At 71.1% G+C, this 19,630-nt stretch carries 22 protein-coding genes; 7 read left to right on the forward strand and 15 right to left on the reverse strand.

Annotated elements, in window-relative coordinates; all coding sequences use genetic code 11:
• Both mobA and M0L44_RS11180 read left to right on the forward strand, forming a co-directional pair.
• Nucleotides 1-621, forward strand: a complete 621-nt coding sequence (mobA, locus tag M0L44_RS11175) for a molybdenum cofactor guanylyltransferase MobA (RefSeq protein ID WP_252769792.1) — start codon at nucleotides 1-3, stop codon at nucleotides 619-621.
• Nucleotides 622-693: 72 nt separating this feature from the next.
• Entirely contained in the window at nucleotides 694-1,680 is a 987-nt protein-coding gene (locus M0L44_RS11180; protein WP_252770040.1) for a zinc-dependent alcohol dehydrogenase family protein, read from the forward strand.
• 10 nt (nucleotides 1,681-1,690) lie between these two features.
• Here M0L44_RS11180 and M0L44_RS11185 read toward each other — a convergent pair whose 3' ends face one another.
• The 3 genes from M0L44_RS11185 to M0L44_RS11195 are packed head-to-tail and all read right to left on the reverse strand — an operon-like array spanning nucleotide 1,691 to nucleotide 5,983.
• Entirely contained in the window at nucleotides 1,691-3,592 is a 1,902-nt protein-coding gene (locus tag M0L44_RS11185) for a potassium transporter Kup (protein WP_252769793.1), read from the reverse strand.
• A gap of 52 nt (nucleotides 3,593-3,644) precedes the next feature.
• Nucleotides 3,645-4,388, reverse strand: a complete 744-nt coding sequence (locus M0L44_RS11190) for a response regulator (RefSeq protein ID WP_252769794.1) — start codon at nucleotides 4,386-4,388, stop codon at nucleotides 3,645-3,647.
• Nucleotides 4,385-5,983, reverse strand: coding sequence for an ATP-binding protein (locus M0L44_RS11195; protein WP_252769795.1), 1,599 nt, complete (start codon nucleotides 5,981-5,983; stop codon nucleotides 4,385-4,387). The genes M0L44_RS11190 and M0L44_RS11195 overlap by 4 nt, the downstream gene beginning before the upstream one ends.
• 157 nt (nucleotides 5,984-6,140) lie before the next feature.
• Here M0L44_RS11195 and M0L44_RS11200 point away from each other — a divergent pair, with 157 nt between their 5' ends.
• The 3 genes from M0L44_RS11200 to M0L44_RS11210 are packed head-to-tail and all read left to right on the forward strand — an operon-like array spanning nucleotide 6,141 to nucleotide 7,368.
• Nucleotides 6,141-6,368: a hypothetical protein gene (locus tag M0L44_RS11200; protein WP_252769796.1), complete on the forward strand. Its 228-nt coding sequence runs from the start codon at nucleotides 6,141-6,143 to the stop codon at nucleotides 6,366-6,368.
• On the forward strand, nucleotides 6,361-6,732 hold the full coding sequence (locus tag M0L44_RS11205) for a hypothetical protein (RefSeq protein WP_252769797.1): 372 nt from the start codon (nucleotides 6,361-6,363) through the stop codon (nucleotides 6,730-6,732). The genes M0L44_RS11200 and M0L44_RS11205 overlap by 8 nt, the downstream gene beginning before the upstream one ends.
• Before the next feature lie 39 nt (nucleotides 6,733-6,771).
• Nucleotides 6,772-7,368: a globin family protein gene (locus M0L44_RS11210; protein ID WP_252769798.1), complete on the forward strand. Its 597-nt coding sequence runs from the start codon at nucleotides 6,772-6,774 to the stop codon at nucleotides 7,366-7,368.
• Between the two features lie 6 nt (nucleotides 7,369-7,374).
• On the opposite strand, the gene modD is transcribed toward M0L44_RS11210, so the two are convergent.
• From modD to nifN, 10 genes are all read right to left on the reverse strand, one after another.
• On the reverse strand, nucleotides 7,375-8,253 hold the full coding sequence (gene modD, locus M0L44_RS11215; RefSeq protein WP_252769799.1) for a ModD protein: 879 nt from the start codon (nucleotides 8,251-8,253) through the stop codon (nucleotides 7,375-7,377).
• The gene (locus tag M0L44_RS11220; protein ID WP_252769800.1) at nucleotides 8,250-9,038 is read right to left on the reverse strand and encodes an ABC transporter ATP-binding protein; all 789 of its coding nucleotides are present in this window, start codon (nucleotides 9,036-9,038) and stop codon (nucleotides 8,250-8,252) included. The genes modD and M0L44_RS11220 overlap by 4 nt, the downstream gene beginning before the upstream one ends.
• Before the next feature lie 36 nt (nucleotides 9,039-9,074).
• Nucleotides 9,075-9,854 (reverse strand): molybdate ABC transporter substrate-binding protein, encoded by a 780-nt coding sequence (gene modA, locus M0L44_RS11225; protein ID WP_252769801.1) that lies wholly within the window; start codon nucleotides 9,852-9,854, stop codon nucleotides 9,075-9,077.
• A 30-nt stretch (nucleotides 9,855-9,884) separates the two neighbouring features.
• Complete coding sequence (gene modB, locus M0L44_RS11230) at nucleotides 9,885-10,562, reverse strand: molybdate ABC transporter permease subunit (protein WP_252769802.1); 678 nt, start codon at nucleotides 10,560-10,562, stop codon at nucleotides 9,885-9,887.
• A 75-nt stretch (nucleotides 10,563-10,637) separates the two neighbouring features.
• Nucleotides 10,638-11,090, reverse strand: coding sequence for a nitrogen fixation protein NifQ (locus M0L44_RS11235; protein WP_252769803.1), 453 nt, complete (start codon nucleotides 11,088-11,090; stop codon nucleotides 10,638-10,640).
• Nucleotides 11,091-11,093: 3 nt separating this feature from the next.
• Nucleotides 11,094-11,399 (reverse strand): ferredoxin III, nif-specific, encoded by a 306-nt coding sequence (gene fdxB / locus M0L44_RS11240; protein WP_151122677.1) that lies wholly within the window; start codon nucleotides 11,397-11,399, stop codon nucleotides 11,094-11,096.
• Between the two features lie 14 nt (nucleotides 11,400-11,413).
• Nucleotides 11,414-11,614: a CCE_0567 family metalloprotein gene (locus tag M0L44_RS11245; protein WP_225864774.1), complete on the reverse strand. Its 201-nt coding sequence runs from the start codon at nucleotides 11,612-11,614 to the stop codon at nucleotides 11,414-11,416.
• Nucleotides 11,607-12,095: a NifX-associated nitrogen fixation protein gene (locus M0L44_RS11250; RefSeq protein ID WP_252769804.1), complete on the reverse strand. Its 489-nt coding sequence runs from the start codon at nucleotides 12,093-12,095 to the stop codon at nucleotides 11,607-11,609. Before M0L44_RS11250 ends, M0L44_RS11245 begins: the two co-directional genes overlap by 8 nt.
• A 4-nt stretch (nucleotides 12,096-12,099) precedes the next feature.
• Complete coding sequence (gene nifX / locus M0L44_RS11255) at nucleotides 12,100-12,495, reverse strand: nitrogen fixation protein NifX (RefSeq protein ID WP_252769805.1); 396 nt, start codon at nucleotides 12,493-12,495, stop codon at nucleotides 12,100-12,102.
• A gap of 31 nt (nucleotides 12,496-12,526) precedes the next feature.
• A complete protein-coding gene (nifN, locus tag M0L44_RS11260; protein WP_252769806.1) occupies nucleotides 12,527-13,960 on the reverse strand; it encodes a nitrogenase iron-molybdenum cofactor biosynthesis protein NifN in 1,434 nt (477 codons plus the stop codon).
• Between the two features lie 241 nt (nucleotides 13,961-14,201).
• On the opposite strand from nifN, the gene M0L44_RS11265 reads away from it, so the two are divergent.
• Nucleotides 14,202-15,377, forward strand: coding sequence for a GGDEF domain-containing protein (locus M0L44_RS11265; protein WP_252769807.1), 1,176 nt, complete (start codon nucleotides 14,202-14,204; stop codon nucleotides 15,375-15,377).
• Between the two features lie 317 nt (nucleotides 15,378-15,694).
• Here the strand turns inward: M0L44_RS11265 and nifE are convergent, their stop codons facing one another.
• Entirely contained in the window at nucleotides 15,695-17,140 is a 1,446-nt protein-coding gene (nifE, locus tag M0L44_RS11270) for a nitrogenase iron-molybdenum cofactor biosynthesis protein NifE (protein WP_252769808.1), read from the reverse strand.
• A gap of 286 nt (nucleotides 17,141-17,426) precedes the next feature.
• On the opposite strand from nifE, the gene M0L44_RS11275 reads away from it, so the two are divergent.
• Nucleotides 17,427-18,053: a hypothetical protein gene (locus M0L44_RS11275; RefSeq protein ID WP_252769809.1), complete on the forward strand. Its 627-nt coding sequence runs from the start codon at nucleotides 17,427-17,429 to the stop codon at nucleotides 18,051-18,053.
• A 26-nt stretch (nucleotides 18,054-18,079) separates the two neighbouring features.
• On the opposite strand, the gene M0L44_RS22100 is transcribed toward M0L44_RS11275, so the two are convergent.
• Nucleotides 18,080-19,624, reverse strand: a complete 1,545-nt coding sequence (locus tag M0L44_RS22100; RefSeq protein WP_290429050.1) for a methyl-accepting chemotaxis protein — start codon at nucleotides 19,622-19,624, stop codon at nucleotides 18,080-18,082.
• Nucleotides 19,625-19,630 lie beyond the last annotated feature (6 nt).

Consider the following 19,630-nt stretch of genomic DNA (forward strand, 5'->3'; position numbering starts at 1 on the left):
GTGCCGGATGCGATCGCCCGCGAGGCCATCACCGGCCTGGTGCTGGCCGGCGGCCAGGGGCGGCGCATGGGCGGGCAGGACAAGGGTCTGCTGACCCTGCACGGCCAGGCCCTGGCGGCCCGGGCGCTGCAGCGCCTGGCCCCGCAGGTGGGCGCCACCGCCCTGAGCGCCAACCGCCACCTGGCGCACTACCAGGCCCTGGGCGTGCCTGTGTGGCCCGACACCCTGCCCGACCAGCCCGGCCCCCTGGCCGGCCTGCTCACCGGCATGACCCACGCGCAGACGCCCTGGCTGGCCAGCGTGCCCTGCGACTGCCCGGACTTTCCAACCGACCTGGTGGCCCGCCTGGCCGCCGCAGTCGCCGCGCAGCAGGCCGACCTGGCGGTGGCCGTGGCCCCGGCACCGGACGAGGCCGGCACCTGGGCCCCCAAGCTGCACCCGGTCTTCTGCCTGGCCCGCACCGCGCTGCGCGAGGACCTGGCCGCCTACCTGGGCCAGGGCGGCCGCCGCGTGCGCGACTGGCTGGGCCGCCACCGCACGGTGGAGGTCGCCTTCGACGACGGCGCCGCCTTCCTCAACGTCAACACCCCCGAGGACCTGGCCCGGCGCCACGCCGGCTGACGCTGCGCAGCCCCCGGCCCGAGGGGACGTCGCACAATCGTCCGCATCCCTGCCCTGCCCGAGGTGCACACGATGCTCGCGATGACGCTACCGGCCATCGGCCAACCCCTGGTCCCCCAGACCCGCCCCCGGCCCGAACCCGGCCCCGGTGAGGTGCGCCTGGCGGTGCGGGCCTGCGCCGTCTGCCGCACCGACCTGCACGTGGTCGACGGCGACCTGCCGCCCGGCCCCCTGCCCATCGTGCCCGGCCACGAGATCGTCGGCACGGTGGAGTCCCTCGGCCCGGGCGTGAGCGGCCTGGCGCTGGGCGAGCGGGTGGGCGTGCCCTGGCTGGGCGGCACCTGCGGCCACTGCTTCTACTGCGGGCGCGGCCAGGAGAACCTGTGCGACACGCCGGTCTTCACCGGCTACGGGCGCGACGGCGGCTTCGCCACCCATGTCGTGGCCCACGCGCAATATTGCTTTTCACTCGAAGGCCTGGCCCTGGACGACGTGCACGCCGCGCCGCTGATGTGCGCCGGACTGATCGGCTGGCGCGCGCTGCGCATGGCCGGCGATGCACAGGCGATCGGCCTGTACGGCTTCGGCGCCGCCGCCCATCTGATCGCCCAGGTGGCCCGCCAGCAGGGCCGCCGCGTGCTGGCCTTCACCCGGCCGGGCGACACGGCCGCGCAGGCCCTGGCGCGGTCGCTCGGCGCTGTCTGGGCCGGCGGTTCGGACGAACCCTCACCCGAGCCGCTGGACGCCGCGCTGATCTTCGCCCCCGTGGGCGCGCTGGTGCCCATCTCGCTGGCCCAGCTGCGCAAGGGCGGCACGGTGGTCTGCGCCGGCATCCACATGAGCGAGATCCCGGCCTTCCGCTACCGCCTGCTGTGGGAAGAGCGGCAGATCCGCTCGGTGGCCAACCTCACCCGGGCCGATGGCGAGGAGTTCCTGGCCGCGGCCCGCACGCTGAAGCTGGACGTGACGACCACCGTCTTCCCGCTGACGCAGGCCAACGAGGCCCTGCGCCAGCTGCGCGCCGGTGAGCTGGTGGGCGCAGCGGTGCTGGTGCCCTGAGCGGCTCCGCTCAGATCTGCACCCGGGTGCCCAGCTCCACCACCGCGTTGTCGGGCAGCTGGAAGAAACCGGCCGCATTGCCGGCATTGCGGCTCATCGCGGCGAACAGGCGTTCGCGCCAGGCCACCATGCCCTCGCCCGGCGTGGGCACCACCGTCTCGCGGCTCAGGAAGTAGCTGGTGTCGAACAGCGGCACGTCCAGGCCCTGGGCCGCGCAGGCCGCCAGGGCATGCGGCACGTCGGGCGTCTCCATGAAGCCGAACAGCAGCCGCACCCGCCAGAAGCCGGGCGCCAGCGCTTCCACCTCAGCGCGCTGCGCCGGGTCCACCCAGGGCTGGTCGGCAAAGCGCACGTTCAGGATGACGTTGCGCTCGTGCAGCACCTGGTTGTGCTTGAGGTTGTGCAGCAGAGCCTGCGGCACGGTGCTCGGGTCGGCCACCGCGTAGACGGCCACCCGGCTGGCCCGCGGCGTGGTGCTGGCGGCCAGCTCCTGCACGAAGGGCGCCAGCTCCAGGCCATCGCGGCGAATGGCCTCCAGCACCAGGGCACGGCCGTGGCGCCAGGTGCTCATCAGGGTGAAGAACAGCGCCGCCATCGCCAGCGGGAACCAGCCCCCGTCGACGAACTTGATCGCGCAGCCAGCGAACAACGCCACGTCCACCACCAGGAACAGGGCCGTGACCGGCCCCACCACCCAGGCCGGCAGCCCCCAGGCCCGGCGCACCACCACGTAGGCCAGCACCGTGGTGATCAGCATGGTCAGCGTCACCGCCACGCCATAGGCCCCGGCCAGCGCGGCCGAGCTGCGGAAAGCCAGCACCGCCGCCAGCACCCCCACCAGCAGGGCCCAGTTCACCAGCGGCAGGTAAATCTGGCCCTGCTCACGGGCCGAGGTGTGGCGCACCGCCATGCGCGGCAAAAAGCCCATCAGCATCGACTGCCGGGTCATCGAGAAAGCGCCCGAGATCACCGCCTGCGAGGCGATGATCGCCGCCAGCGTGGCCAGCACCACCGCCGCGGGCTGCCAGGCCGGCGGGAACATGTGGAAGAACGGGTTGGCCAGGGCTGCCGGGTCCTGCAGCAGCAGCGCGCCCTGACCCAGGTAGTTCAGGGCCAGCGCGGGCAGCACCAGCCCAGTCCAGGCCAACTGGATGGGGCGGCGACCGAAGTGGCCCATGTCGGCATAGAGGGCCTCGGCACCGGTCAGCGCCAGCACGATGGCCCCCAGCGCAGCGAACACATGCCAGCCCCGCTCCGCCAGAAAGCGGGCCGCGTGCAGCGGGTTGAGCGCGGCCAGGATGGCCGGCTCACGCAGGATCTGCCACAGGCCGGTGCCCCCCAGCGTCAGAAACCACAGCACGATGACCGGCCCGAACAGCCGCCCCACCGCGGCCGTGCCGTGCCGCTGCATGGCGAACAGAGCCACCAGCACCACCAGCGACAGCGGCAGGACCGCATGCGACAGGCCAGGCGCGACCACCACCAGGCCCTCCACCGCACCCAGCACCGAGATGGCGGGGGTGATCACGCTGTCCCCGTAGAACAGGGTGGCGCCGAACACGCCCAGCATCAGCAGGGCCGCCCGCCGCCCCGGCCGGCCACCCGCCACCTGGGCCGCCAGCGCGGTCAGGGCCAGGATGCCGCCCTCGCCTCGGTTGTCGGCCCGCAGCACCAGCACCACGTACTTGAGGGTGACGACGAACATCAGGGCCCAGAACAGGGTGGACACCGCGCCGGTCACGGCCTCGGCCGTCAGCGGCACGCCGTTGGCCGGCGAGAACACCTCGGCCATGGTGTAGAGCGGGCTGGTGCCGATGTCGCCGTAGACGACGCCGATGGCGCTCAGCACCAGGGCGCCCAGCGGGCCATGCGCCGCAGGCGCGCCGGAGGAGGATCGTGGGTCGGAACTCATGTCGGCAGTGTGGGCCGGCCGACATCAGGAACGCATAAGCGGCATCCGGGCCTCAGCCGGCGGCGGCGTCCTCGGCGGGCTCCGCCGGATCGGCCGGATCTGCCGGATCTGCCAGACGGTAGCCCACGCCGGGCTCGGTCAGCAGCCAGCGCGGGGCCGAGGGCTGGGCCTCCAGCTTGGCGCGCAGCTGGCCCATGTACAGGCGCAGGTACTGGGTCTGCTCCACCGCCTCGGGGCCCCACACATCGGCCAGCAGTTGCCGGTGGGTGACGACCTGGCCGGCGCTGCGCACCAGCCGGGCCAGCAGGCCGAACTCGGTGGGCGTGAGCCGCACCGGCTCGCCGGCCCGGGTCACCCGCCGCTCGGTCAGGTCGATGCAGACCTCGCCGTGCCGGTAGTGCAGGGCCGCGGGGTTCACCGTGGTGCCGCGGTGGCGCCAGGCCACCCGCATGCGGGCCAGCAGCTCGCCCACGCTGAAGGGCTTGACCAGGTAGTCGTCTGCCCCGGCGTCCAGCAGGCGGATCTTGTGGGCATCGGCCTGGCGCGCCGAGACGATCAGCACCGGCACCTGGCCCTGGCGGCGCACCTGGGCCAGGAAGTCCTCGCCCTCGCCATCGGGCAGGCCCAGGTCCAGGATGACCAGCTCGGGCGGCGCCTCACCGGCATGGCGCCACAGGGCCTGGGCCTCGGCCAGGCTGGCCGCGGTGCGCACCGCAAAGCCCTCCAGCGCCAGCGCGGCCTGCCAGGTGCTGCGCAGCTCGCGGTCGTCCTCCACCAGCAGCACGCGGCGGCTCATGCCGGGCCTCCGGCCTCGTTCGTCGCCATGGGTTCCGGCCCGGCCGGCTGCGGCTGCACCGGCAGCCAGCACTCGAAGGCGCTGCCGCCATGGGCGCGGGGCCGCACCCGCATCTCGCCACCATGCGCCCGGGCGATGGCCCGGCAGACGGCCAGCCCCAGGCCGGCCCCGGACCGGTGGCCCGCTGGCACGACCCCATCCGGGCCGCGCTGGAAGGGCTCGAAAACCTTGTCACGCCAGGCCGCGGGCACGCCGGGGCCACGGTCGCGCACCGCCAGCACGATGCGCCCCTCCTGCCGCCGCGCCAGCACCTCCACCGGGGCCTCCGGCGGGCTGTGGCGCAGCGCGTTGTCCAGCAGGTTGTCGAGCAGCTGCGCCAGCAGCAGCGCGTCGCAGTGCAGCAGGGGCAGATCGGGCTCGGTGCGGCCGCTCACCCGGGCCTCGGGCCAGCGGCGGCGCAGGCGGTGCAGGGCCGCGCCCACCACCTCCTCCGGAGATTCCCAGTCCAGGCGCAGCTGCAGGCCCGGGGCCTCCAGCCGGGCCAGCTGCAGGGTGTTGTCGGTCAGCCGGCCGAGCTGCTCGGTCTCCTCGACGATGGTGCGGGCCAGGCGCTGGCGCTGCGCCGGCGCCATGCGCTCGCCCTGGGTTTCCAGCGACGAGGCCGCGGCCAGGATGGTGGCCAGCGGCGTGCGGTGGTCGTGCGAGACCGCCGCCAGCAGGGCATTGCGCAGGCCCTGGGCCTGCTCGCGCCCCCGGGCGGCCTGCTCGTCGGCCGCCGCCTGGGCCCGCTGGCGGGCCGCACCCCACAGGTCGCACAGGGCCTGCAGGTGCAGGCGCAGCGCCTGGGCCTCGGCCTGCACGGCCTCGCCCCGCAGGGCCGCGGCGCCCCAGGCCTGGCGCGTGCCACGCAGGGGCAGCACCCAGAAGCCAAGCCCTTCGTGGTAGCCGGTGCCCGGCCCCATCGGGCGGGCTTCGGCCAGGGTGTGACGCAGGGCGGCGCGGGTTTCATCATCGCCGGCTTCGCCCGCGACGGCCCAGTCGCCCCCGGCCGGCTCCGCCCCTGGCGCCCGGGGCCCCGGCGGCCAGGCCATCACGCTCACAGCCGCCCCACAGGCCTGGTGCAGCTGATCGCCCAGCTCCGGCAGCAGGGACAGGGGTTCCTCGTCGCCCTCGCGCAGGCGCTCGCTCCAGCGGCGCAGGGCCTCGGCCTCGCGGGCATGGCGGCGGGCCCGCGCGGCTTCGCGTCGCTGCGCACCCAGCAGCAGGGCCACCTCGGCATGGATCAGCAGCATGCCCAGCAGCAGGCCCAGGTTCTGCCCCCCATCCACCCGGAAGGTGCCCTGCGGCGGCACGAAGCGCCAGTTGAACAGCAGCGTGCCCAGCCCACCCAGCGCAATGCTCAGGCCCACGGGCAGCCAGACGGCGGCCAGGGCCCCGCAGGCCAGCAGGATCAGCGCCTGGTTGGCCAGGTCCAGCCGGCCACCCCCCAGCAGCAAGGCGCCCCAGCCAGCCAGCCAAAGACCCAGTGCCGCCGCCAGGCGCCAGGCCGGGAGCGCCCCGGTGGGCCCCGGGTCGGAAGAAGGGGATGCGTGCATGGCCTCAACGATAACGGCACCCCCGTCAGAAAGGCATCAGGAAGCAGGCGTCGGCGCGGTCCGCGATGGCGGCGACCACCTTCGACATCCACTGGCACGGGCATTGCATGATTCGTTTCGCTATAGTTTCATGTATATAACGCGACAAGGAGGCCCCATGCCCCAGGTCAGCTCCCTCCCCCGCTTGCAGACCGCCTGCCTGCGGGGCATCCACCCGCGCCCGGGCGGCGCCGAAGCCGTGCTGGCCCTGGCCGGCTGGCAGTTCCTGCGCCTGCCGCTGACGGCCGGCGAGGCCGCACTCTGGCGCCCCTGCGTGGGGCAGGCTGTGCAGGTCGATCTGGAGGCCCGCCGGTTGCGGCCCGCGCAGGGGCCCCGTCATGCCTGAAACCGCCATCGACCCCCTGGCCTGGCTGGACGAATTGCCTGCGGACTACGCGGTGCAGGTGGTGCCGCCCATCCGTTACGAGAGCCACGAGGACGCGCCGGCCCATGCCCGCATGGTGGTGGGGCTGGATGCGCAAGGGCAGCGCTGCTACCTGCGTCACACCCACACCGTGACCGAAGACCGCTTCGACATCGACGAGTTCCCGCTGGAGGTGGCGGTGCTGCGTGAGCGGCGCATCGCCTGGCGTCTGTCCAACGGCCAGTGGCTGACGCTGCTGGACCGGGCGGACCGGCTGGACAGCTGTCGCCCCCGGGTGGTGCGCGAAGGCCCCCATCCCGCCCCCAGCCCGCTGCCATCGGCCTGAGGCCTGCACCCAACCCGACAAACACGACACACGCCCCCGATGGCTTCGCAGTCTCCACCCGATCTCCCCGTCCCCGCACGCTGGCAGCCCTGTGACCACGTCTGCCAGCGCACGCTGCGGTGGCCGGTGCGGCAGGACGCCGGGCCCACCCGGCTCGCGGACGGCTTCGTCACGGCGGCCCCCTGCCTGCTGCCCGAGGTGCCCCTGCCCGCGCACAGCGTGCTGGCCCTGTGCGGCGAGGCGGGCATCCGCCGCCTGGTGCACCGCCACATGACCCGCCTGCGCCTGACCCCCTTGCTGGCCGACGTGCAGGACTGCTTCGACTGCGTGGCCGACCGGGTGGCCGATTTCGTGATCGAGTCCTGCGGCGGCCCGCTGTACTACAGCCAGCACCACAGCCGGCTGCAGGCCGGTGGCGGTCTGCCGGTGCTGCTGGACGAGGTGGGGCGCGAGATCTGGCTGGTGCAGCTCTGGCACAGCTTCGACGATGTGGGCTGGCCGCGCAGCCTGCGGGCCGATCTGTGGCGCTGGGCCGAGCCGCTGTCGCTGCATCTGCTGGCGCCCCGGGCCCGGCGCGCGCCGCTGCGCCGCTACCCCTTCGAGGAGGTGCGCGCCTGGTTCCGCACGCCGGCCTGAGCGCCCTCAGGCCGCGTCAGCCGGGCCGATGTGCACCTGCACCTCGGCCGGCGGCGCGAAGTACGGCGCCGAACTGACCAGCAAATCGGCCCCGGCGCGGGCATAGGCCAGGGCGTTGCCCCGGTTCACGCCGCCGGCGGGCGCCAGGCGCGTGGCCAGGCCCTCGGCCCGCAGGGCCTGGTGCAGCCGGGCCACCGCCTCGGGGGTGAAGCGTTCGAGCTGCAGCACATCCACGCCCAGCCGGGCCAGGGCCAGGGCCTCGTCCTCGTCCCCGGTCTCCACCACCAGGCGCTTTTCCGGCTGCTGATGGCGCAGGGCCTGCAGGCGCGCGCTCACCTCGCCGGCCGGCAGCAAGGCCCGGTGTTCCGGAAAGACCAACAGCGTTTCCGACAGCCCCAGCCGGTGCATCACCGCGCCCCCGGCCTCGATGGCCTGCGCCGCCCACCAGTGGGTGCCCGGCGGGGCCTTGCGGGTGCAGGCCAGCGGAATGTCCGAGCCCTCAGCCCGCAGGGCATCCACGATGGCAGCAGCGCCGCGCGCCATGCCGCTGGCCGCTTCCACCAGGTTCTGGGCCACCTTCCAGCCCAGCAGCACGCCCTCGGCCGGCCCCTGTCCGGCCAGCAGCAGCGCGCCATCGTCCACCCGCGCGCCGCTGGCCACGGCGGGCTGGGCGGCCACACCGCAGAGCTGCAGCAGGCGTGTGGCGGCCTCGATGGCGGCCACCACCCCCGGCCCTCGGGCGTGGAAGTGGATCTGTGCCGGCCGGCCAGCCAAGCCCAGCGACCGCGTGCTGAGGTCGCCGTGGGGCGCGTCCTCGCGCAGCAGGGCGCGCAGGCGCTCGTCCTCCAGTCCGCCGGCCCAGGGGCCTGCGAGGGCCGGGCTCATGGTGGCCCCGCCTGCGCCAGCAAGCGGCGCACGGCACGGGTGCGGTCGTCTTCCACAGGGGGCGGTGACAGGCCGAGGCCGCCGTGCAGCACCTCGCGACTGATGCCCCGGTGGACGTTCACTTCGCGCACCACCCGCCCCTGCTCCAGCACGCAGGCCACGTCGGCCAGGGCCAGCACGTCCTCCACGTCGTGGGTGATCAGCAGCATCGGAACGCGCCAGCGCTCGCGCACCAGCGCCAGCTCCTGGCGCAGGCTCTGGCGCAGCATCGGGTTGAGTGCCGCGAAGGGTTCGTCCAGCAGCAGCAGCTCGGGCTCGCAGGCCAGGGCGCGGGCCAGGGCCACACGCTGCCGCTGGCCGCCCGAGAGCGCCCCCGGCCGGGCCTGGGCCAGACCCGTCAGGCCGAAGGTCTCCAGCAGGCCATCCACGCGCTCGGCGTCGGCCGGTCGCAGCCGGCGCTGGCGCCAGCTCGTCAGCCCGAAGCCCACGTTCTGCAGCACGGTGAGGTGGGGAAACAGTGCGTAGTCCTGGAACAGGTAGCCCACACGCCGCTGGGCGGCGGGCAGGTCCACGCGCGTCTGGGCATCGAACAGCGTGCGGCCACCGATGCGCACATGGCCGCCCTGCGGCTGGATCAGCCCGGCGATGGCCTGCAGAGTCAACGACTTGCCCGCGCCCGAGGGGCCGAACAGGGCCAGCACCGGCGCATCGCTGGCAAAGCGCACCGCCAGCTCGAAATGCCGGTGGCGGTCGGCCATGGCCAGCTGCAGGTCAACGTCGATCATGCGGGTACTGCCTCGGTCCGATCCGCCCTCGCGGCCTCAGGGCTTGCCAAAGCCCGCGGCAGCCAGCACCTTCTGGGCCGGCGGGCTCAGCAGATAGGCAGCGAACTTCTCGGTGGCGGCCTTCTGCTTGCTGTCGCTGACCAGGATCATCGGGTAGGTGACCGGCTTGTGGCCCCCCACCGTCATCACCACCTTGACCTTGTCGGGCATGATGGCCGCATCGGTCGAATAGACGAAACCGGCGTCCACTTCGCCGCGCGACACATAGTCCAGCACCTGGCGCACGCTGTCGGCAAAGACGAACTTCGGCTCCAGCGCGTTCCACAGGTGCACCGACTCCAGCGATTCCTTGGTGTAGCGGCCCACCGGGACGCTCGCCAGCTTGCCCACGGCAATGCGCTTCACGCCGCTGCCGTACAGGTCGGCCAGACCGGTCACCGGCTTCGGGTCCTGGGCCGGCAGGATCAGCACCACCGTGTTGGTGGCCAGGGTTTTGCGGGACGGGGCATCGAACAGCTTCTGGCCGATGCCCTTGTCCACCGTCGCCTCGTCAGCGCTGATGAACAGGTCCACCGGCGCACCCTGGCTGATCTGCTGCAACAGCACGCCCGAAGCGGCGAAGTTGAACTGCAGCTTCACGCCCGGATGGGCAGCCTCGTACTTGGCTCCCAGGTCCTTGAGCACATTGGTCATGCTGGCCGCGGCCGAGACGGTGAGCTGCTGGGCCGAGGCCGCCAGGCTGGACAGGCCCAGGGCCAGCGCCCCCAGAGTGCTCACCAGGGAGCGGCGGCGCAGCGCGGTTTCACGGAATGACATGGACAACACCTCCAGAAATGGAAAGGACATTCAGTTCTTGCGGGCCAGCAACCCATTCGACAGCACCAGCACCGAGACCGACAGCACCGAGGTGACCAGCACCAGGGCCAGCGCGATGTCGTCCTCGCCGGCCTGCACCGAGTCGTAGATGGCCATCGACAGGGTCTGCGTCTTGCCCGGGATGGAGCCCGCCACCATCAGCGAGGCGCCGAACTCGCCCATCGCGCGGGCGAAAGCCAGCAGGGTGCCGGCGACGATGCCCGGCCCGGCCAGCGGCAGCGTCACGCGCAGGAAGACCGACCAGGGCGACTGCCGCAGGGTGCGGGCCGCCGCCTCCAGTTGGTGGTCCACCTGGCCGAAGGCCGCGCTGGCCGACTTGAGCACCAGCGGCAGGGCCACGATGGCCGAGGCCACCACCGCCCCGTGCCAGCTGAAGATGATCGAGTAGTCGAGGTGCTCGTGCAGCCAGCTGCCCAACGGGCTGCGCCGGCCGGCGGCCAGCAGGATGGCGTAGCCGATCACCGTGGGCGGCAACACCAGCGGCAGCATGCAGATGGCTTCGAGCACGCCCCGCCCGGGCAGCTGGGTGCGGGCGAAGACCCAGCCCAGGCCCACCCCGAAGAACCAGGCCAGCGCCGTCGCCACGCCCGCCACCTTCAGCGAGAGCCAGAATGGGGCCCAGTCCAGGGTCTGTAGGGTTTGCCACATTCGCTGTATTTTGACGTATATAACGAAGGACAAGCAAACCGCGGGCCAATGCCGACCCGCCGTCGGTCGATGGGGTCAGTGAGGGTGCACGCCCAGGCCACCCACGGTGGCAGCCGGCAGCGGCATGGGGGCGGCCGCGGTGTCCTCGGGGGCCTCGAAGCACTGCGCGTGGTCCGAGCAGACGGCGCAGCTGGGCGACTTGCAGATCAGGATCTCGGCCTGCTGGCAGAGCTGGCGGTAGAAGAACTTCTTCCACTTCATGTCGCCGGTGTTCAGCGCCACCAGCGAGGGGAACCAGTGGCGCAGCAGGGCCCCCAGCTCGCCGCGGTGGGCCAGCTGCAGGTCCTGCCAGAGGTGGTCGTCGCCCAGGCAGGCCACGGCCACCGCCTGGGCCACCAGCCAGGCCATCTCGGCCGGGCCGGCTGCCGGGTCGGCATGGGCCAGCAGCAGGCCACGCACATCCTCCACCTCATCGCCCCGGCGGGCCAGGCGGTCAGCGAAGTCGGTGCGCAGTGCCGGCTGGGCCATGGCTCAGACCTCGGCCGCGGCGTGCGTGTAGCACTTCTTGGGGCAGATCTTCGCGCAGGCGGTGCAGCCGATGCACAACTCCTGGTGCGCGATGGTCATCACCTTCTTCTCGTATTCCTCGTCCTCGTCGTCGTCCAGATCGACGTGGATGCGTTCGCCGTCCTCGGTCAGACCGACCAGTTCCAGCACGCCACGGGGGCAGACCTTGAAGCAGCGGCCGCAGCCGATGCACTTGTCTTCGTTAAGTTCCTGCACAAAGGTGGGCGTCCATTCGGCGCCGCTGGGCAGGGTGACTTGAAAGGCGGACATGGTGGGGCTCCGGCTCAGGCGGGGGTGGCGTCGGCCAGCGCCTTGCGGGCGGCCATCAGCTTGGCGTGGGCATCGTGGGCGGTCTGCGCCACCTCGAGGATCTTTTCCCAGTTGGTGGGCAGTTCCTCGGACAGGTCGTGCAGATCCATCTTGGCCTGGGTGGCCTTGGCGTTGAGCTTCTTGACCTCGGTCTTGAGGGTGTCGATGTCAGCCATAGGTGGCCACCTCCTTGTACTTCTCGACCATGCCGACGCCTTCGGCCACCAGCTTGTTGCCGGCCTCGGCCAGCTTGGCCAGGCTGGCATAGCCGAAGCGGTGCACATCGCGCAGGTAGCGGTTCACGACGATCAGGCGCCCGGTGGTGAGCACCGCACGGCCGAAGCCCTCGTGGCTCATCTTCATCATCGGGCTGACCATGCAGCCGGTGGCCCGCTCGATGCACAGCCCAATGGCGTTGTGGAACAGGTCCACGCGCCAGAGGGTCTCGGGGTCCGGATCGCCCATCATCGGCAGCGCCTTGCGCTGCTCGGCGGTCAGGATGTAGGGCTCCAGCAGCTTGAGGTCGGGCTTGCCTTCCCAGGTGCCGTGGGTGTCCTGGGCGCGCAGCTGCTTGACCAGCTCGCGGATGAAGGGGTCCTGCTGCAGCAGGGCCTCGTCAGAGGCCTCCGCGGCGGGGGTCGCGACAGCGTCGTTCATGGGTTCACTCCTCGAAGTCGTGGGTCACTTCCTGGCCCTTGACCAGCGCCTTGCGCAGCCAGGGCGGCGGGGTGCCCTTGAGCACCTCCTGCAGCTTCTCCAGGATGTCCAGGATGGGTTCAGGCTGGGGCACCTTGATCGGGTGGATCTTCATCGCCACCACACGCGCCGCGCCACTGCCGCCGATGGCCGCCACGTAGAGGATGGCGCAGTCGTGGATGGCATCCAGCTTGGGCGCGAGCTTGTCTTCGTTGCCGTCCTCGGCCAGGTCCTCGCCGAAGTGGAAGGTCTGCACGAAGCTGAAGCCCTCGGGCGTCACGTCGTAGATCGCCAGGTGCTTGGCCCAGCCGAAGTGGGCGTCGACACGCTGCTCGTCCTGGGTTGCGAAAGCCACTTTCATGGCAGGCTCCTCGGGTGGATGGAAGGGAGGGTCACACCGCCGCGTCGGCAGGCCGTGCACGGGGAATCTGGGCCGGCACATGGGCCACGCCGGGCATGGCCGCAGCCACCTGCCCCTGGGCGGCGGCCAGCGACAGCGCCGGCAGCGGCCAGTCGTCGGCGTGGTGGTGGTGGATCAGGTCGATGAACAGGTTGCCCAGCTCGTAGACGAAGTTGCGCGTGCCGCGGTAGCCAACGTGGCAGATGTGGGCATTGCCGATGCGGTCGAACATGGGGATGCCCAGGCGGAACAGCGGCAGGCCCAGGCGCTCAGAGGCCTGGCGGCCGTGCGCGTGGGTGATCAGCACATCGCAGCCGGCCGCCTTGGCCGCCAGCTCCAGGTCTTCCAGGTCACCGATCACCACCTCGTTGGCGGGCATGCGTGCCAGCACCGGGCTCTGGGTGGTGGTGACGCAGACCGACAGCTCCACGCCCATCTCGGCCAGGAAGCTGCCCGCGTCCCACAGCAGGTCGGGCTCGGCGCCGAGGGCCACCCGCTTGTTGCCAAAGTGGAAGTGGCCGTCCAGCATCGCGTCGACCAGCTGGCCGCGCTGGCGCCGCCACTTGGCGGGCACCGGCCGGCCGGAGAGCTCGGACAGGCGCTGCATCAGCGCGTCGGTGGCGGTCAGGCCGGTCAGGCGGTCGAACAGGGTGAAGGGCACGCCGCAGCGCGCCTGCAGCTTCTCGGCAGCCTCGCGCATCTGCTCGCCCAGGGCCAGGCAGTGTTCGGCCGTGCCCAGGGCCTTCAGGTCGGCCAGCGGCGTGCCGCCCAAGGTGGTGCCCAGCCAGTCGTCCGGGATGTGGCCGTCCAGCGAGCCGGAGACGTCCGGGGCGATCAGCGGCGTCAGTCCGAAGGACTCGATGATCTCGCGCAGTTCTTCCAGGTCGCCCGGCGTCAGGTGGACGCCCGGCAGCACGGCCACGCGGCCGGCCACGGTGGGGCGGCCGGCTTCGGGCAGGTGCTTCACCAACGCTGTCACCGCGTGGGCCCAGCCATCCTGGAAGGCGCCCACGTAGTCGGGCGTGGAGACGTAGACGATCTCGGTGTCGGCCAGTTCCGGGTGCTTCTGGCGGGCCAGCTCGATGTAGGCCTCCACATCGTCGCCCTTGGTCTCGGTCAGCCCAGTGGAGCAGATGGCGATCAGCTGCGGCTTGGCCCGCTGGCGGATGTTGAGGATGGCCTTCTCGATGTTCTCGTAGCCACCCAGGATGGTGGTGACCTCGTTCATCGCCGTGGTCTGCAGCGGGATGGCCTCTTTGAAGTGGCGCACCAGCAGCACCAGGCCGAAGGAGGTGCAACCCTGCGAGCCGTGCATGACGGGCATGCAGCTTTGCAGGCCCATGAAGGCGTAGCTCGCGCCCAGGGGCTGGCTCATCTTCAGCGGGTTGACCGCACACGCCTTCTTGGATTCGCTGACATGGGCCATGGGCACTCCTGCACAAGCGGGTTCAGACGCTGCATCGCAGGTTTGGTGCCAGGCTCTGAAAGTGAGCAAAATCAATCACTTGGAAAACTGGGCGGCCCAGGATGCCGCTGATCAGGCGAGCATGGAGCGAGGGATTGGCGGATTTGAGACAAAGTCCACCTGTGCAGCCTCTGTCACGCCCCGACACCTTCAGTGACCCCCCACCCTGCCGAAATAGGGTGAGATCGGAAAAAGACCCACCATGCCCATCGAAGCCCTGTGCGGAATCCAGCTCGCGCTCTATGCCGCGGGATGGGCCCTGGCCGCCTGGCTGATCGTCGAGGAACGCCCGGCCATGCTGCACTGGATGGCCTATGGGGCCCTGCAGGCGGGTTCGGTGTTCCTGGCCCTGCCGGCCCTGAGCGCAGGCACGGCCCCGCCGGTGGCCGCCCTGCTGACCTCGGTGCTGGGTTTTGCCGCGGCGGTGAGGGGCCTGGACGTGTTCGTGTCGGGCCGGGCCCGCCTGGACCGCTGGGGTCTGCCCCTGCTGCTGGCCACGGGCACAGGCATCGCGGCGGTGGCCGTGCTGGGCCGGGGACCAGCCATCCAAGCCCGCTGGGAAGGCGTGCCCTACAGCCTGGGCCTGTCGCTGATGCTGCTGTCCTATGCGGCGCTCAGCTGGAATCCTTTGCGGCGCAGCCACCGCGCCTGGACCACCACGGTGCTGCTGGCGCCGCTGTGGAGCACCGCCCTGCTGGGCCTGCTCTCGCTGTGGGGCCGCACCGAGCTCGACGATGCCGACCTGCAGGCCATGCGGGCCGCGGCCCGCACGCCCAATGCCATTCTGACGATGGTGATGTCGGGCGTGTTCAACATCGCCTTCCTGGTGTTGCTGGTGGGCCGGCTGCTGACCCGACTGCGCGAAGGTGCCCGGGTGGATCACCTGACCGGGGTGCTCAATCGCCGCGCCATCGAGGAGCGGCTGGAAGCGGCCTGGGAGCAGCACCGGCGCACCGGCTGCGGCCTGGCCATCGCGATGATGGACCTGGACCATTTCAAGCGCATCAACGACCTGCAGGGCCATGAAGCCGGCGACCACGCCCTGGCCCTGGCTGGCGAGACCCTGCGCGAGCAGCTGCGCCCCTATGACAGCGTGGGCCGCTGGGGCGGCGAGGAATTCCTGCTGATCTGGCTGAGCCCGTCGGTGGAGGGCGTGCTGCGCAGCTGCGAACGGCTGCGCGAATCGCTGGCCCTGCGGGCACATGAGCAGCTGAAGACGCCACTGACCGCCAGTTTCGGTGTGGCCCTGCTGCGTCCCAGCGACGTGGCCGAGGTGGACCTGGTGCGCCGCGCCGATGCGGCGCTCTACCAGGCCAAGCGCGAAGGGCGCGACCGGGTCTGCCTGGCGGGACCGGCGCCGGTGTTGCACGCGGCCTGAGACGGTTCGATCGGGATCATCGGACTGCGGTCAGCGAACTGCGGTCATCGCACTGCAGACGTTGGACTGCGGAGAGGCTGACTGCGGAGTTGTCCGCGAGGGCGAGGACGCCAGGCACACGTATCTCACTGGCCCGGTCAACAGGGCACACCGATGGCCAGCGGCGGATGGGGCGTGTTCCGCCCGAAGTCAAGGAGGAGCCCTCGGACACCGTCCGGGGGCGGGGGACATGAGGGCGGGACATGCCCCATCCGCCGCCCCCGCCACTGCCCTGCGCAGGCAGCCCCTTCAACAGCCCACCACCAGCAACAAAGGCCTCAGCCCGCCGCCGCCTCGCTGGCCAGCTGCGCCGCGTCCTGCTCGCGCAGCAGCGGGTCTTCCAGCTCCCAGGGCGCCGGCGTGCGCACCTGCGCCCACATCGGGTTGAACAGGGCCTTCTCGATCTCGGCCACCATGGTCACCATGCCCTCGTAGCCGGCGAAGGCGTGGTGGCGCTCCTGGTTGATGTCCATCCAGGGCATGCGGGCCTTGAGGGCGATGAACTGGCTGCGCCCGCCGCTGAGCATGATGTCGGCCTTGGCCTCGCGCAGCATGGCGTACATCTGGCGCGGGGTCATGTCGTCGATCATGTGGGCATCGTCGCCCATGATCTCCTTGATCTTGTCCTTGTCTTCCTTGGTGGACTTCTTCACCGAGGTGCCCACCACCTGCAGGCCGGCCTCCTGCAGCGCCGAGACGACCGACCAGCTCTTCACGCCGCCGGTGATCAAGAGCACCTTCTTGCCGGCCAGGCGCTCGCGGTAGGCGCGGATGCGCTCCCAGGCCCGCGCTTCCTCGGCGGCGATCAGGGCCTCGGTGCGGTCCTTCAGCTCGGGGTCGGCACCGCGCTCCACCAGCAGCCGCGCGATCTCGCGCAGCGTGGTGCTCATGTCGGAGATGCCGTAGAACGAGCCCTCGAAGTACGGGATGCCGTAGCGGTCCTGCATCCGCGTGGCGATGTTGATCATCGACTTGGAACAGACCATCATGTTGGCCTTGGCCCGGTGCGCGGTGGCGATCTCGTGGTAGCGGCCATCGCCCGAGATGCAGGACAGGATGCGCACGCCCAGCGCGTCCAGCAGCGGCTTGATCTGCCAGAGCTCGCCCGAGAGGTTGTACTCGCCGATGATGTTGATGTCGTAGGGCGTGGTGGTCGCCGGCTCTTCGGTGCCGATGACATAGTCCAGCACGCTCTCGGCGCCCAGCTTGTTGCCCAGGTTCTTCGGGCCCGCAAAGCCCGGCGCGTTGACCGGAATGACCGGCTTGCCGAACTTCTCGGTGGCGCGCTTGCAAACGGCCTCGATGTCGTCGCCGATCAGCGCGGTCACACAGGTCTGGTAGACGAAGACGGCCGGCGGGTCGTACTTCTCGACGATCTCGCGGATGGACTTGAACAGGCGCTTCTCGCCGCCGTAGATCACGTCGAGCTCGTTGATGTCGGTGGTGAAGCCGGTGCGATAGACCTGCGAGCCGCTGGAGGCACTGTGCCGGTTGTCCCAGCTGTTGCCCTCGCAAGCGATGGGGCCGTGCACCAGGTGGGCCACGTCGACGATGGGCTGCAGCGCGATCTTGGCGCCGTCGAAGGCGCAACCGCCGGCCGCGGCCCCTGGCGTGAGCTGCTTGGTGCAGCCCTTCTTGCGCTCCTTCTCGCCCTTGCCCTGGTTCTTGTCGCAACCGGGTTCATCGAAGACCTGGGCGATCTTGGCTTTGAGCGACGCGGACATGGGGAGCCTCCTGACGCAGTGCAAGCGTGGTGCGGTGTCGGTCTCTATGCAGCTTCGGTGCCAGCCCCGCCGCGCCACGGAAGCCGTGGCAGATCAAGCACTTGGCGCCGTGGCGGGACGATCGCGCCTTGGCGTGTTTGCGACAAAGCCCACATCGGCGGCCTCACCGGGTTTGATCTGGCGCAGAGGCCCACCGGGTGCCACGCAGCCGTCATGCAGACGACCCGCAACCGTCACAGCGCGTGGTCACGCTGGCGGGGTTTCAATCTCTGCGGAGCCACACACCGTGCATGACTTCCTCGACAAGGTGCGCACCCTGCGCTGGGACGACCACCGCTACTACCACCAGTGCCGCATCAACCAGACGCTGCACCTGATCAGCGCCTTCAGCTTCCTGCTGGCCTATGGCCTGCTGTTCGTGGACCCGGCCGCCGCCGCCATCGTCGGCTGGTGCGTGGGCATGGTCAGCCGCCAGTCGGGCCACATCTTCTTCGAGCCCAAGGGCTACGACAGCATCAACGGCTGCAGCTACGCGGCCAAGGAAGGCTTCAAGGCCGGCTACAACATGCGGCGCAAGGCCATCCTGATCGGCGTGTGGCTGGCGCTGCCGCTGCTGCTGTGGGCCCGGCGCGACCTGTTCGGTCTGATCACGCCCAGCACCGGCACCGTCGGCGTGCTGGGCCTCAACGGCTACTGGCACGACCTGGGCCTGCTGTGGCTGGCCCTGGGCAGCGGCGGCGTGCTGCTGCGCACGCTGCAACTGTGCTTCCTGCGCAGCCCGGCCTGGGGCCTGGCCTGGATGACCAAGATCCTGACCGACCCGCTGCACAACATCGACGTCTACTGGCGCTCGCCCATCGCCCTGCTGCAGGGCCAGCGCTACGAGCCGATCGACCCGGCCACCGCGCACTGAAGCACTGGCGGGGCCGGTGGGCAGGCTCAGGCCGGCAAGCGGAAGCCGCTGATGACCTGCGCGAGCTGACCGGCCTGCTGCCGCAGGCTTTCCGAGGCCGCGGCCGACTGTTCGACCAGGGCCGCGTTCTGCTGGGTCATCTGGTCCAGGTGGGACACGGCGGTGTTCATCTCGGCAATGCCGCGGCTCTGTTCGCTGGCCGCCACCGAGATCTCGCTGACGATCTGGCGCACCTGCGCCACGCTGTCCACCACCTGGCGGATCGTCTGCCCCGCATCGCTGACCAGGCGTGAGCCACTGCCCACCTGCTCGACGCTGGCGCCGATCAGGGTCTTGATCTCCTTGGCGGCCTCGGCGCTGCGCTGGGCCAGGCTGCGCACCTCGCCGGCCACCACCGCGAAGCCGCGGCCCTGCTCGCCGGCGCGGGCGGCTTCCACCGCCGCGTTCAGGGCCAGGATGTTGGTCTGGAAGGCGATGCCGTCGATCACGCCGATGATGTCGGCGATCTTCTGGCTGGCCTGGTGGATGCCATCCATGGTGGCCACCACCTGCTGCATCACCGCCCCCCCCTGCTGGGCCACGGTTTCGGCGCCATCGGCCAGGCGGTTGGCGGTCTGGGCGGCCTCGGCGGTGTGCTTGACGGTGCCGGTGAGCTCCTCCATCGAGCTGGCACTCTCCTCCAGGCTGGAGGCGGCCTGTTCGGTGCGGGCGCTCAGGTCGGTGTTGCCGGCGGCCACCTCGCGGCTGGCCACCTCGATCGAATCGGTCGCCTGACGGGCCTGGCTGACCAGGTTGCGCAGCGCGACCTGCATCTGCGCCACGTCCTGCATCAGGCGCGCAGCCTCGGAATCGCCCGCCAGGGTCGGCACTTCGCGGCTCAGGTCACCCTGGGCGATGGCCTGGGCGGCGTCCTGCAGCCGGGCCAGCGGCGTGGTGATGCTGCGCACCTGGCTCCAGCCCAGGGCCGCCGCCAGCAGTGCGCAAACCGCCGTCACCCCCCACAGGGTGTTGCGGGCGGCGGCCAGCTCGGCGTCGATCTGCCGGCCCAGCGCGGCGCTGCGGCCCAGCTGGAACTTCACCATCTCGGTGGCCTCGACGATGTAGCCGTCGGCCACCGCCCGGAACTTCTGGCCCGCGACCAGACGGACATCGGCATCGCCCTGGGCCTTGAGCACGGCGTCACGCTCGGCCAGGTACAGCTTGCGCGCCTCGCCCAACCGGGCTTGGACTTGCAGACCCTCGGGCGAGGTCTCCATCTCGGTGTAGCGCTTCTGGATCTCGGAAGTGCGCGTCGTGGTGGTCTTGACCGCATCCTTGAAGAAATCGGCCAGGCGGGCGTCGGCGGTGACGCCGATGGCCAGGGCCCGCTGGGAGTTGACGACGATGTTCTCGCGCCACTCCTGGGCCAGGGCCAGGCGCTCGGCCTGCTCGGTCAGCAGCACATGGCTGTCCGCCTCCACCCTCAGCAGTTCGCGGAAGGTCAGGCCAGCCATGACGACCATCAGCAGGATCACCAGCCCATAGCCCAGGGCAAGCTGTCGACCCACCTTCATCCGACTCAGCGCATTCATTCGAGC

Source organism: Ideonella oryzae (genome assembly GCF_024055665.1).
Lineage (GTDB): Bacteria > Pseudomonadota > Gammaproteobacteria > Burkholderiales > Burkholderiaceae_C > Ideonella > Ideonella oryzae.